The 13,487-nt window shown below is 71.1% G+C and carries 11 protein-coding genes; 4 read left to right on the plus strand and 7 right to left on the minus strand.

The features are described from left to right. Positions 1–169: 169 nt before the first annotated feature. The 4 genes from ACIA5C_RS11535 to ACIA5C_RS11550 all read right to left on the minus strand — a co-directional run bounded on the left by ACIA5C_RS11535 (position 170) and on the right by ACIA5C_RS11550 (position 3,233). On the minus strand, positions 170–664 hold the full coding sequence (locus ACIA5C_RS11535) for a hypothetical protein (RefSeq protein WP_396053356.1): 495 nt from the start codon (positions 662–664) through the stop codon (positions 170–172). 8 nt (positions 665–672) lie between these two features. Then, positions 673–1,533 carry a DUF2207 family protein gene (locus ACIA5C_RS11540; RefSeq protein ID WP_396053358.1) on the minus strand — a complete coding sequence of 287 codons (861 nt, stop codon included), beginning with the start codon at positions 1,531–1,533 and terminating at the stop codon, positions 673–675. Between the two features lie 7 nt (positions 1,534–1,540). Continuing rightward, entirely contained in the window at positions 1,541–2,122 is a 582-nt protein-coding gene (locus ACIA5C_RS11545) for a LemA family protein (protein ID WP_396053360.1), read from the minus strand. Between the two features lie 82 nt (positions 2,123–2,204). After that, positions 2,205–3,233, minus strand: coding sequence for a LacI family DNA-binding transcriptional regulator (locus ACIA5C_RS11550; protein WP_396053362.1), 1,029 nt, complete (start codon positions 3,231–3,233; stop codon positions 2,205–2,207). Between the two features lie 264 nt (positions 3,234–3,497). Between ACIA5C_RS11550 and ACIA5C_RS11555 the strand changes: the two genes are divergently transcribed. The 4 genes from ACIA5C_RS11555 to ACIA5C_RS11570 are packed head-to-tail and all read left to right on the plus strand — an operon-like array spanning position 3,498 to position 8,180. After that, positions 3,498–4,859, plus strand: coding sequence for an extracellular solute-binding protein (locus ACIA5C_RS11555; RefSeq protein WP_396053364.1), 1,362 nt, complete (start codon positions 3,498–3,500; stop codon positions 4,857–4,859). Between the two features lie 2 nt (positions 4,860–4,861). Beyond that, entirely contained in the window at positions 4,862–5,809 is a 948-nt protein-coding gene (locus tag ACIA5C_RS11560) for a carbohydrate ABC transporter permease (protein ID WP_396053366.1), read from the plus strand. Then, complete coding sequence (locus ACIA5C_RS11565) at positions 5,806–6,672, plus strand: carbohydrate ABC transporter permease (protein WP_396053368.1); 867 nt, start codon at positions 5,806–5,808, stop codon at positions 6,670–6,672. Before ACIA5C_RS11560 ends, ACIA5C_RS11565 begins: the two co-directional genes overlap by 4 nt. Next, positions 6,669–8,180 carry an alpha-N-arabinofuranosidase gene (locus tag ACIA5C_RS11570; protein ID WP_396053370.1) on the plus strand — a complete coding sequence of 504 codons (1,512 nt, stop codon included), beginning with the start codon at positions 6,669–6,671 and terminating at the stop codon, positions 8,178–8,180. The genes ACIA5C_RS11565 and ACIA5C_RS11570 overlap by 4 nt, the downstream gene beginning before the upstream one ends. Positions 8,181–8,239: 59 nt before the next feature. Here ACIA5C_RS11570 and ACIA5C_RS11575 read toward each other — a convergent pair whose 3' ends face one another. The 3 genes from ACIA5C_RS11575 to ACIA5C_RS11585 all read right to left on the minus strand — a co-directional run bounded on the left by ACIA5C_RS11575 (position 8,240) and on the right by ACIA5C_RS11585 (position 13,391). Beyond that, positions 8,240–8,845 carry a hypothetical protein gene (locus ACIA5C_RS11575; protein ID WP_396053372.1) on the minus strand — a complete coding sequence of 202 codons (606 nt, stop codon included), beginning with the start codon at positions 8,843–8,845 and terminating at the stop codon, positions 8,240–8,242. Positions 8,846–8,935: 90 nt separating this feature from the next. Continuing rightward, positions 8,936–10,552: an FAD-dependent oxidoreductase gene (locus tag ACIA5C_RS11580; protein WP_396053374.1), complete on the minus strand. Its 1,617-nt coding sequence runs from the start codon at positions 10,550–10,552 to the stop codon at positions 8,936–8,938. Between the two features lie 49 nt (positions 10,553–10,601). After that, positions 10,602–13,391 (minus strand): ATP-binding protein, encoded by a 2,790-nt coding sequence (locus ACIA5C_RS11585; RefSeq protein ID WP_396053376.1) that lies wholly within the window; start codon positions 13,389–13,391, stop codon positions 10,602–10,604. Positions 13,392–13,487 lie beyond the last annotated feature (96 nt).

Genomic DNA, 13,487 nt, shown 5'->3' on the forward strand with positions numbered 1-13,487 from the left:
AGCGGCCTCGATCACGCGGATGTGGCGACGGCCTATCCCGCGTACTCGGCCGGGCGGATGGCGCGGATCGCCCGTATCCTGGGGCGTTCTCTTCAACGTGATGGGCCTGCAGATCGGCGCCCCGACCAGGTTCCGGACGGGGCGACGCGGCACCTCGCCCCTGGCGTTTCTAAGCTCGGAGGCGGTGCATGGCCTGTTCCATGAGCCAGGGGAGAGCGGTCCGGGCGACCCGGCCGTCGCCCGTCAGGTTGGCCACGACGGTGATGTCGCCGGTTCGGTAGACGCCGATGTCGCCGTTGATAAGGAAACCGGCCGGGTGTTCGACGCCGCGTGCCGAGTTGAGGCGCCAGGCGAGGCGGCCGCCCATGCCCGACACCGACTGGACCATCAGCAGCATTTTGCCGTTGTCGGCCGCGCAGTACTGGGTGCCCCACGGGATTGCGGATGCCGTGACCGGGCGGCCGAACATCTGGCCCACGTCGGAGACCCGGAAGAGTGGCGGGGCCGGTTCGGCCGTCGGCCTCTGGAGAAGGGGAGCCGGGACGACGTCGCGTTCGCGGCCCTGGCCGGTCACGGTCAGGGTGATGACCCGGCGTGACCACGGCCGCGCCGTGACCGTCACCGTGTCACCGTCCTGGCAGGACGTCGACGAGGAGATCGGCACGCCCCACGCTACGGTGCGGTCGCCGGTGCCGTCGTCGATCGCCAGGTAGTCGAGCCACGGGACCGGTGGCCGCGCTGGCCAGCCGGGTCGCCGTAACCCAGGTAGCGGTCCCAGATCGCCACCGACGCGGGCGGCAACTCGCCGAACTGGTCGTGTCCCCGCAGCCAGTCGCGCACCCCGAGCCAGCGCGCGGCGACCTTGCGGCCCGACGGCGTGTCGCGCTCGCCCATCGCCCGCCCGGCGATCGCCGACAGGATGCCGAAGGCGACGATGCCGGCACCGAATCCCGGCTTGTCGTCGTCGGAGCGCCCCAGGCCGTACTGCACCGCGGTCAGGCCGATCACGACACCGGCGACCGCGGCCGACAGCACGAGGAAGGTGACGACGCCCTTGCCGAAACGCCGGCGGGACAGGCCGGCCGCCCGCGCCTCGTCGATCACCGCGGTACGCAGCCGCGTGTTCCACGCCTTGGACTCGGCCTCGTTGCGGAAGGTCAGCGCGGTGATCGGGACAACCCCGCCGCGGCTGAGGCCGCGGATCCGGTCCAGCAGGAGTTTTTCGTACGGCCGGAGACCGCTGCCGTCCGGTGCCGCGGCCGGCACGTGGACCGTGGTCTGCATCGGGTCGAGGCCGGGCTGGCGCAGCTCGAAGAACCCGCGGGCGGCCAGGTCGAGCAGCGTCGACTCGGCCGCGTCCTCGGTCACCGACCAGCGCCCGACCAGGAAGCTGACCAGCGCGGGCGATTCGGGACCGAGGTCCATGGTGGCCGGTTCGGCCGCCGGGAGAGCCGGGTGGGTCGCCACCCGGCACATCGCGTAGATGCCGAACCAGACCGCGAGGGTGGCGGCGACCGCCACAAGATCGACCACCGCGGCTTCAGAACCGGACCTGAACCGGGCCGCGATCCTCGCCGGCCGCCTGGAAGAACTCGCGGGCGTGGAAGCCGGTCAGGCCGGCGATCAGGTTGGTCGGCAGCGTCTGCACCGCGTTGTTGTACGACTGGACCGCGCCGGTGAAGAACTGCCGCGCGTACGCGATCTTGTCTTCGGTGTTGGCCAGTTCGATCTGCAGCGCCGCGAAGTTGTGGCTGGCCTTGAGGTCGGGGTACGCCTCGGCGACCGCGATCAGGCGGCCGAGGGCCTGGCTGAGCATGTTTTCCGCCTCGGCGCGCCGGGCCGGGCCGGCGCCCTGGGAAAGGTTCATCGCGTTGCCGCGGGCCGCCACGACCGCCTCGAGGGTGCCGCGCTCGTGCGCCGCGTAGCCCTGCACGGTCTGGAGGAGGTTGGGGATCAGGTCGTACCGCCGTTTGAGCTGCACGTCGATCTGGGCCCAGGACGCGTCGGCCTGGTTGCGCAACCGGACCAGCCGGTTGTACGCCGCGATGACCCAGATGATCACCGCGAGGATCAGAACCAGTAACACGCCACCGACGACCGGGGTCGCCGCACTACCGCTCATGTCACCCTTTCCCGCATCGATTGAAGCGCTTATGCCACGCAACATAGTGGTGATACACATTGCGACGGGATTGACCGAACGGTCATGTCGTGGCGGCGCTGCCCAGCGTGCTCTGCCGGGCGATGAGCCGGTGCCGGGCGAGCAGTTCCACGCCGGCCACCGGTTCGCTGCTGCCGATCCGCATGATCAGGCGTTCCACCGCCATCTGGGCGATCGCCTTCTTGTCCGGCGAGATGGTGCTGATCGTCGGCCGGCCGTACCGGCCGTCCTCGATGTCGTCGTAGCCGATGATCGCGACGTCCTCGGGCACGCGAAGCCCGCGGGCGAGCAGGGTGTGGATGGCGCCGGAGGCGACCAGGTCGCTGTAACAGAAGACGGCGTCCGGCGGGTCGTCGAAGTCGAGCAGGGCGGCCATCGCGGTCGCGCCGTCGATGCGGTTGAACCGTGGTGTCCCGATGATCAATGATTCGTCGACCGGCAACCCGGCCGAGGCGTGCGCCTCGCGGAATCCTTCGGTACGCCGCTGGGCCGCCTCGCCGGTCGGGTAGGGCTGGTCGCCGATGGCCGCGATCCGCCGCCGCCCGAGTGAGATCAGGTGATTTACGGCGTCGCGGGAGGCGGCCACGTCGTCGATGCCGACGTGGTCGAAGACGCCGTCCGAGCGGCGCTCGCCGAGCACGACCAGCGGCAGCGTGCTGTCGCGGACGGCCAGGTCGTCCTGCGAGAGGCCGAGCGGGCTGATGATCATGCCGTCGAAGAGGAAGCCGCGCGAGCCCCGGCCGATCAGCTCGCCCTCGTGCTGCCGGTCGCCGTCGGTCTGGTCGATGAGCACGTTGTAGCCGCCCTGCCGGGCGGCCGGGATGATCGCCTGCAGCAGTTCGGCGAAGTACGGCGTGTCCAGGTAGGGCACGACGACCGCGATCTGCCCGGACCGTCCGTTGGCGAGGTTGCGGGCGAGCACGTTGGGCCGGTAGCCGAGTTCGGCGATCGCCCGCTCCACCTTGGCCTGGGTCGCCGGCGTGACTTTGGCGTAGCCGTTGACGACGTTCGAGACCGTGCGCGGGGACACCCCGGCGAGCTCGGCGACGTCGCGCAGCGTCGTTTCGCGCATCCCGCGCCTCCCAAGGGTGTGGCTGATTGTGACGACAGTATTTCGGTGCGATTGCCTCTTGCCAGAGCTGAACGGTCGGTGCATAGTCCTTTGCAGCGCTGCAATCGGAATTTACAACACACTTCACCGGCGAGTGGTGAGCTCCCCCTCCCCTCGGACCTAATCATCCACGCGCGACGTCGGCCGCTCCCTTGATGACGCCTCGTAATGGCGCACGCCCGCCGTCGAAGCGCTTCCGCCGAGGCCCCGATGGAGGCCGGAAGTATGCGAATTTCCAGAATGATGACGATCGCCGGAACCGTCTCGCTCGTGGCCGCCCTGGCCGCCTGCGGGGGCGGCAAGGGCGGCGGTTCGTCGGCCAGCCGGCCGAAGCCCACCAACTGCACCAACAAGATCGTTCACGAGGACGCGACCCGGGTCTCGGTCTGGGCCTGGTACCCGAACATGGCCAAGGTCGTCGACAACTTCAACAACGCGCACACCGACGTGCAGGTCTGCTGGACCGTCGCCGGACAGGGCCAGCCCGAGTACGCGAAGTTCCAGACCGCGATCTCGGCCAAGAAGGGCGCCCCCGACGTGGTCATGCTCGAGGCGGACCAGCTGGTCGGCTTCGAGATCCAGGGGGCGCTGGTCGACCTCAGCCAGTACGGCGCCAACGACGTGAAGGCCAACTTCAGCGCCGGCGCCTGGAAGGACGTCTCGCAGGGCAGCGCGGTCTACGCGATCCCGATCGACGGCGGCCCGATGGCGATGATCTATCGCACCGACGTCTTCCAGAAGTACGGCATCAAGACCCCGCCCAAGACCTGGGCCGAGTATGCGGCCGACGCCAAGAAGGTGCACGACGCCGGCGGCCCGGCGTTCGGCGACTTCGGCAGCAACGTGCCCGCCGCGACGACCGCCCTGATGATCCAGAAGGGCGCGAACCCGTTCGTCTACGACCTGAAGAACAAGCAGGACATCACCGTCAAGCTCGACGACCAGGCGACCAAGGACGTGCTCTCCTACTGGGGCGACCTGGCCACCTCCAAGGAGGTCGGTACTGTCGACCAGTTCACGACCGACTACATCGCGGGCGTGGTCAACGGGAAGTACGCGACGTACATCTCGGCCGCCTGGGCGCCCGGCTATCTGACCGGGGCCGGCGTGGGCAAGGGTGGCGAGAAGGGCAAGTTCGCGGTGGCGCCGCTGCCGCAGTGGGACCCGGCCAAGCCGGTCTCGGTCAACTGGGGCGGCTCGACCTTCGCGGTGACCAACCAGGCCGCCGACAAGAAGGCGGCCGCCGAGGTGGCCAAGGGCCTGTACGCCGACGACGCCTCGCTGACCGACGGCTGGAAGACCCAGACGATCTTCCCGCTCAACCAGACCGTGCTGAAGTCGGACGCGTTCGTCAACGCCAAGATCGACTTCTTCAACGGGCAGACCGCCAACAAGGACATCTACATCCCGGCCGAGAACGCCTACCAGGGCTTCACCTACAGCCCGTTCACGGTCTACTACTACGCCCAGTTGCAGGCACAGATCGCGAAGATCAACCAGGGCCGGACGACCGGCGCCCAGGCGGCCACCGACCTTCAGCAGATCATCGTGAAGTACGCCCAGAGCCAGGGCTTCAAGGTCAGCTGAGAATGGCCATCATCGAATCGGCGGCGACGAACGCCGGTGCGGCCCACGACGTACGGAAGAAAGCCGTGCCGGGATCCTCCCGGCGCGGTGCCGTGGGGTGGCTCTTCATCCTGCCCTTCCTGGTGGTCTTCGCCGCGTTCCTGGTCGCGCCGCTGGTCTACGCGGGCTACCTGAGCCTCTACACCAAGGGCCTGGCGACCGGCACTACGTTCGCCGGCATCGACAACTACACGCGGGCGTTCACCGACCCGTCGTTCCTCAAGGGTCTGTGGCTGGTCGTGCGGTTCAGCGTGGTCGTGATCCCGCTGCAGATGATCGTCGCGCTGGCCGCGGCGCTGCTGCTCGACGAGATCACCGGCCGGCTGGCCCGCTTCTCGCGCCTGATGATCTTCCTGCCGTACGCGGTGCCCGCCGTGATCGGCGCGCTCATGTGGGGTTTCCTGTACAGCCCGACGTTCGGCCCGCTGCAGCAGATCTCCGGCCTGTTCAACGTGCAGGCACCGTTCCTGCTCAGCCACGGCAACATCTTCTACGGCCTGCTCAACGTGGTGACCTGGCAGTGGTCCGGCTACTACATGGTGATCCTCTACGCCGCGCTGAAGAGCATCGACTCGACGATCTACGAGGCGGCCCGGATCGACGGGGCGGGTGCCCGGCAGATCGCGCTGCGGATCAAGGTCCCGATGATCTCGAGTGCGTTCGCGCTGATCATCGTCTTCTCGCTGATCGGCACCCTGCAGTTCTTCACCGAACCGCAGGTGCTCGGTCCGATCGCCAACGGCTCGGTCACGCCCGACTTCACGCCCAACATCTACTCGTTCAACCTGGCCTTCACGTACGCCCAGTTCAACTACGCGTCGACGATCTCGTTCTCGCTCGGCTTCGTGGTTTTCCTGGCCGTCGGCGTCTTCATGTTCGCCACCCGCAAGCGAGGGAGCCTGTTCACGTGAGCCCGCCCCAGCACCCGAGCTCACCCCGGCATGTCTGGGCGAAGCTGCTGCTGCTCGCCCTGGTCTGCTATTTCCTGGTGCCGGTCTGGTGGCTGGTCGTGGCCAGCACCAAGAACGCGCAGGGCCTGTTCTCGGGCTCCGGCGCGCTCTGGTTCCACGGCTTCCACCTGTTCGGCAATCTCAAGGAACTGTTCACCTACAACAACGGCGAGTACCTGCGCTGGCTCGGCAACTCGGCGCTCTACGCGGTGACCGGCGGCGTCGGCGCCACGGTCATCTCGGTGCTGGCCGGGTACGGCTTCGCGAAGTACAGCTTCCGCGGCCGTAACGCGATCTTCGCGCTGGTGCTCGGCTCGGTCATGGTGCCGCTGACCGCCCTGGTCATCCCCACCTTCGTGATGATGAGCAACGCCGGGCTGACCGACACGATCTGGGCGGTCATCCTGCCGTCGCTGCTCAGCCCGTTCGCGGTCTACCTGATGCGGATCTACGCCACCGCCTCGGTGCCCGACGAACTGCTCGACGCCGCCCGCATCGACGGAGCCGGGGAACTGCGCACCTTCGTACGGGTAGCCCTGCCGCTGATGCGGCCCGGCGTGATCACCGTCCTGCTGCTGTCGGTGGTCGCCACCTGGAACAATTACTTCCTGCCGCTGACCATGCTGTCGGACTCCAAGCTCTACCCGCTGACCGTCGGCATCAACCTCTGGGAGCAGCTGGCCAGCAGCAACAACGGCGGCGGCACCTCGGTCTGGGGACTGATCATCACCGGCTCCCTGGTCTCGATCATCCCGTTGATCATCGCGTTCCTGACCCTGCAGAAGTACTGGCAGGGCGGTCTGGCCGTAGGGAGCCTCAAGTGACCTCAGCTTCGTTTTCCCTCGACCCGGCGTTCACGGTCGCCCCGGTGTCGCGCCGCACCTTCGGCACCTTCGTCGAGCACATGGGCCGCGGCGTCTACACCGGCATCTACGAACCCGGCCATCCGAGCGCCGACGCGGACGGCTTTCGGCAGGACGTGCTCGACCTGACCCGCGAACTCGGCGTCACCGTGGTGCGCTACCCGGGCGGTAACTTCGTCTCCGGCTACCGCTGGGAGGACGGGGTCGGGCCGCGGGCCGACCGGCCGGTGCGGCGCGACCTGGCCTGGCACAGCCTGGAGACCAACGAGGTCGGCGTCGACGAATTCATGCGCTGGGCGCGCAAGGCCGGTGTCGAGGTCATGTACGCCCTCAACCTGGGCACCCGGGGCGTCCAGGAGGCCCTCGACGTGCACGAGTACCTGAATCATCCGGACCGCACCCGGCTGGCCGAGCAGCGCCGGTCCAACGGGGCCGCCGAACCGTACGGGATCAAGCTGTTCTGTCTCGGCAACGAGCTCGACGGGCCCTGGCAGACCGGGCACAAGACCGCCCACGAGTACGGGCGGCTGGCCGCCGAGACCGCCCGCGCGCTGCGCAGCGCCGACCCGGACCTCGAACTGGTGGTCTGCGGCAGTTCGGGCTCCGGGATGCCGACGTTCGGAGCCTGGGAGTCCGAGGTCCTTCAGCTGACGTACGACGCGGTCGACTTCATCTCGGCACACGCGTACTACGAACCGGTCAACGGCGACCTGGGCAGCTTCCTGGCGTCCGCGGTCGACATGGACCACTTCGTCAACAGCGTGGTCGCGACCGCGGACAGCGTCGCCGCCCGCCTGAAGTCCGCCAAACGCCTGATGATCTCGTTCGACGAGTGGAACGTCTGGTACCTGAGCGAGTTCCAGGCCAAGCGGGAAACCGGGTGGGAGGTCGCCCCGCGGGTCATCGAGGACACCTACAACGTGGCCGACGCGGTGGTGGTCGGCAACCTGCTGATCTCGCTGCTCCGGCACAGCGACCGGGTCACCGCGGCCTGCCAGGCCCAGCTGGTCAACGTCATCGCGCCGATCCGCAGTGAGCCGGACGGCCCGGCCTGGCGGCAGACGATCTTCCACCCGTTCGCGCTGACATCCCGGCTGGCCCGGGGCGACGTGCTGCGGCTGGAGATCCACGCGCCGACCTACGAGACCGCGCGGTTCGGTGCGGTTCCGCTGCTCGACGCGGTCGCCACCCACGATCCGCAGACCGGTGACCTCACGGTCTTCGCGGTCAACCGCCACCTCACCGACGGCCTCGACCTGACGGTCTCGGTCGCCGGGTTCGGACACCCGATGTCGGTCGCGGAGGCGTGGACCCTCACCGACGAGGACCTGTACGCGGTGAACACCGCCGACCAGCCCGACCGGGTCGTCCCACGCCCGGCCTCCGGGGTGGCCGTCGACGGTTCGGTGCTGAGCGCGACCCTCCCGCCCGTGTCGTGGAGCGCGATCCGACTGGTCCGGGCCGGCTGACGACGCGTACGGAAAAACGCCGGGTCACGCGATCGCGTGACCCGGCGTCGGAAAGATCTTTATCGGCCGGCGTGCCGGAGTACGTCGGTGAGGCGGCCGGCCGAGCGCATTCCGGCCAGCTGACCCTCGTGCAGGACGGTCAGGTCCTCGACCGCGCAGGCCGGCGGGGTGTGCCCGACCGCCGAGGCGAGCGCCGGATTGTTGCGCGCCCACGCCGACAGCACGTCGATCAGCGTGGCCTCCAGGCCCTCGCGGGTGGTCCCCCCGCTGAGCCACCGCGCGATCAGCTGCTGCCGGTACGGCCAGAACGACCACACCTTGGTCTCGTCGATCAGCTGCTCGACCGGGTCGGTGCGCAGGTAGCGCAGGGCGATCTGCATCGCGTCCGGGCCGCCGTCGGCGATCAGGTCGTCGACCATGCGGTGCCGGGCGTGCGCCCCCGCCACCTCGTAGAACGTGCTGCGGCAACCCCGCGGACGGGCCGCGCCAACCACGCTCTTCCAGGTCAGCGGGTGACCCGGGCGGGCGGCGAGCAGTTCGGCGGCGGCCTGGTAATAGACGACCTTGGTCTGCCAGTGATTGCGCCGCGGCGACTTGTTGTCGGCGAGCCGGCGGTGCCACTTGCCGATGACGGTGTATCGGAAGTCCTCGATCGTCGTTGACATCGCCCTGTGCCTCTCGGGTATGACCGGCCCTCTCGGGTGTGTGACTGGTCCAGCGATGTCGAGAGTGGCTGGTGCTGCCGCTGTGCCGCATCACGTGTTCACGTGGTTGTGGGGATGGCGGCCGGTGACCACGTCCAGAACCGCCTCCCAATCGGACGGTGATCGGTCGGCATGCCACGCGACGTGCTGGTCCGGGCGGATGAGGACCAGGCGGCTGGCCCAGCTCGCGCGGACCGCGGCATCCGCGAGTCCGAAATAGGTCATCGGCACGCCCCGGTCCTCGGCTGCCGCGACCAGCGGCTTTCCGACCGCCTGGTCGGTGAGGTCGACAAGCGTGAACTGGGGGCCGAGCCGGTCGAGCAGGGGCTCGCCCCCGGCCAGCCGCACGGCCGGCGGCCGCACCCCCAGGCGTACGCCCCGGCGTGCGGGCCGGGCACCCGGACGCTCCTGCCACAGCACCGGGGAGCGGGAGTCGGCCCCCGACCGCACCGTGCCGGCCGGGTCGAGCTGGGGCGGCTCCTGGATCACGAAGCGGGCCAGGAAGTCGGCCGAGGCGCCGGCCGCGGCCAGCCGGCCGAACCGGCGCCGGGTCTCGACCGCCCGCACCAGCAACTCCCGGTCGAGCAGCGCCTGCTGCCGGCGCTCGCCCTCATAGCTCGCGAGCAGGGCCGGACCGGCCCAGCCGTGCACCGCGGCGGCCAGCTTCCAGCCCAGGTCGACCGCATCGCCGACGCAGGTGTCGACCCGGCTGCTCGGCGGATGGAACCGGTGCGCCGCCTGCCCGGCCAGGAACGTCGTGCCGCGCCGGAAGTGGCCGGCCACCCCCAGGCCGTCGTCCCACTGGGCGACGCCGAGCAGGTCGGGGCCGTCGAGGTCGATGCCGAGCCGGTCGCGCAGCAGGCGGGCCGGGTCGGTCGCGGCGGCGTCCTCGCACTCGAGCGGCACCTGCGCGACCCAGGCGTCGGACGGGCCGCGCCGGCTCAGGGTGATGCCACCGGCGACGATCATCGTCGGGCCGGGGCCGTCGGTCTCCAGCGGCCCGGTCTCCGAGTCCCCGGCCAGGGCATAGTGGAACGCGATGCTCAGGTGATGACCGGCCGGTTCCAGCTCGTCGATCGGCACGCCCAGGCACCGGCGTACGGTGCTGTGCGCACCGTCGCATCCCACCAGGTAACCCGCCTCGATCAGATGGCGGGTGCCGGACCCGGCCTCGAGCGCGGTCGCTACCGTGCCGCCCGGCTCCTGGCGCAGATCGGTGCAGGTCCACCCGGTGCGCAGCTCGGTCAGCGGGTGCGCGCGCACCGCGTCGAGCAGCGCCGCGGCCAGGTCGGCGGCGGTGACCAGCAGATAGGGCTCGACCAGCGCGTCCTCGTCGGTCGCTACCGCGTAGGCCCGGGCCAGCTCGTCGGGGGAGGGCAGGTTGGAGATGTGCACCGGGGCCTGGTCGAGCCGGCGGCTCCAGAGCACCTCCACCGGGCGGCCCGGGTCGACCGCGGCCGCGCGCACGCGGTCGGCCAGGCCGAGCCGGCGCAGCAGTTCGACGCTGCGGCCGTCGACGAGCGTCAGGTCGGGGTGGCGCGGCGGCCGGGCCGCCCGCTCCAGCACCACCGTGGACACCCCGTGATGGGCGAGTTCGAGAGCCACGAGGCAGCCGGTCACCCCGGCGCCCACCACGAGCACCGGCGTGCGGAAGACAGGCGTCATCATCGAGTGCACCTCCGGCGCCCATACTCGTCTCGCGACTACCCCGCGCGCATCACGTAGTCGAGCCATTCCCGGCGCGCTCCTGGGCGACGACCTTGGCCAGTTCGACCCGCCGCCCGATGCCCAGTTTGGAGAAGATCTTGCGCAGGTGGCTGTCGACGGTGTGCCGCGACAGGAACAGCCGCTCGGCCACCTCGACATTGGTCAGCCCCTCGGCGACCAGCAGGGCGACGTTGCGCTCGGCCGGTGAGAGCTGCGGCAGGAAGGCCGGCGGGGCCTTCACCCTCCGCACCGGCCCGCGCCGCTTCTCCAGCCGCTCCTGCGCCTGGCGCGCGCCGCACCCGACGGCCAAGGTCAGCGCCTCCTCGGTCCAGGCGCGCGCGGTCGCCGCATCGATGCCCGCCCCCGCGGCATCTTCCAGGGCGGTGGCCAGGGCGAGTGGGCGCGGGGTGCCGCGGAACTGCTCGACCGCCGCCCGCAGCCGCCCGGGATCCTCCTTGAGCAGGCCCTCGGCGTGGTCGGCCGCGGCGGCCGCCGACCGGGAGCCCGGGTTGCGGCCGGCCAGCTCGCGGGCGGCCCGGGCGGCGCTCCCGGCCCGGCCGCGGTCGCCGGCCGACAGGGCGAGCGCGACCAGCGGACCGGCGGCGGCCGGATCGGCGGCGAGCAGGGCGGGCCGGGCCGGCATCGCGTCGTAGAGGCCGGCGACCAGCGCGACGGCCTCGTCCGGGGCGCCGGTCGCGGCGATCAGCAGCGCCTCCGGCCAGAGCACGTCCTCGGGGGCCGCGGTGATGCCGTCGTCGGTGTATCGGCGCATCCGGACCAGGCAGCTCTGTGCGGTCTCGAGGTCGGCCCGGAGCACGGCCAGCCGGATGAGCGAGCCGAGCAGCGGGACCGCCAGCTGGTTGGCGGTCAGCGCCTCGGCCGTGCTGACCCCGGCGTCGGCCTCGGCCGCCGCCTCGTCGAGCCGGCCGCGGGCGGTCAGCAGCGCGGCGTTGTAGTAGTGCCAGAGCGGCTGGGCCCAGTTGGCGCCGAACCGCTCCGACTCCTCGCGGCCCCGGCGCAGCGTGATCCCGGCCTCGTCGAAGCGGTCGAGCGAGGTCAGCGCGCTGCCGAGCCAGATGCGGGGATGCCGCGTGCGACCGGCGGCTCCGCCGCTGTCGGCCAGGTCGGTCGCGGCGCGGGCGTGGGCGTACGCGTCGGTCAACCGCCCCTCGGCCTGGGCGACCAGGGTGCGCGCGGTGCCGCCGAAGACCGCGGCGCCGGACTCCCCGGCCGCGCGCCCCAGCCGGTCGGCTTCGGTACCGGAGGCGTCGGCGCCCGCCAGGTCGTCCACGTAGACCAGAGCGTGGGCGCGGATCGCGTGCAGCCCGGCCCGCAGTCCGTCAGAGATGCCGTCCAGGCCGAGGCCGCGGTCGGCGTATTCGACCGAGGCCTGATTGTGCCCGGCGTGCTTGCACGCCTCGGCCAGCCCGAGCAGCAGGGCGGCCTCGTGTTCCGGGTCGAGGCCGGAGCGCAGCGCCTCCTCACCCAGCCGGCGGGCCTCGGCGATCCGGGCCGCGGCGGCGAGCAGGCCGACCGCCTCGGCGGCCAGTGTCGGCCGCTGCGGATCGTGCTCGCCGATCGCGCCGAGCGCGTGCAGGATCAGGTCGGCCGCGGTGGCCGGAGCGACCTCGGCGACCTCGGCCGCCGCGTCCCGCAGCGACCGGACCGCCTCGGCCGAGCCGGCGCGGCCGCTGTGCAGCAGGTGCTCGGCCACCTCGCGGGCCGGGCGGTGCTCGGCGCGGGCGATCGCGGCGGCGTCGCGGTGCAACTGCTCGCGGACCGCCCGGCGCAGACCGTTGTAGATCGCCTGGCGCACCAGGTCGTGCTTGAACGAGAGCCCGTCGATGTCCTCGACCAGCAGGCCGGCCGCCGACGCCTCGTCGATCAGCGGGAACAGGTCGGCCGGGTCGCGCCGCATCAGCCGGGCCGCCGCCTCGATGCCGAACGGCCGCAGCGGCACCGAACCGGCCTGCAGCAGCAGCCGGGTGTCGGGGGTCAGGCTCTCGAGGATGTCGCGGACGGTGTTGACGAAGCTGGACGGCAGGTCGCCGCCGATCACGGTGGCGGTGTTGTTGCTGACCACCAGCTGGCCGGTGCGACGCAGGGCGGTGACCAGCTGCTCGACCCGCAGCGGGTTGCCGCCGCAGCCGGACGCCAGGGCGAGCACGGTGTTGTCGACCTCGCTGCCGACCCGCTCGGCGCAGAGCGCGGCCACCGCGGGATCGCCGAGCACGTCCAGCCGCATCGGCTCGGTGACCCGGCGGGTCAGCCAGTCCAAGGTGTCGCGCCCGGTCGAGTCGCGCCCGGTCGAATCCCGCCGGCCGTCCCGGGCGGCGAAGATCCACCGCACCGGGAACGACTCCAGCGCCGGCACCAGCTCGCGAAAGGCGAGCGCGCTCAGCTCGTCCATCCAGTGGGCGTCGTCGATGACGACGAGCAGCGGGCGGCGGGCGGCGAACGTCTCCAGCGACGCCCGCAGCTGCTCGAGCACCAGATAGGAGTCGGCGTGCCGGTCGGGGCGGCCCAGCCAGCGGAACTCCCCGGTCGGCGGGCTGCAGTTGCGCAGCGCCCCGGCCAGGGTGACCAGCGGGGCGGCCAGGTCGTGCTTGAACGCCTCCCGGTGCGCGACCGCGATGCCCAGCTCGTCGGCGATGTCGCCGGCCCGGCGGAGCAGCCGTGACTTGCCGATGCCGGCCGGGCCGGTCAGGACGTGGCAGCCCCCCGCACCGGCCGCGGTGTCCTCGAGCGCCCGCCGGATGGTCGCCAGCTCGGCGTCCCGGCCGAAGATGTCGTCCTTCATGACGGCAGCCCGGACGCTATCGAGCCGGCGGCCGGCGGCCGGTCGGCTGCTGTGCAACGGCAATACCTGGTCAGAGCGATCTCCATGGCGGCGTCA

The organism is Actinoplanes sp. NPDC051343 (assembly GCF_044455125.1).
Taxonomy (GTDB): domain Bacteria; phylum Actinomycetota; class Actinomycetes; order Mycobacteriales; family Micromonosporaceae; genus Actinoplanes.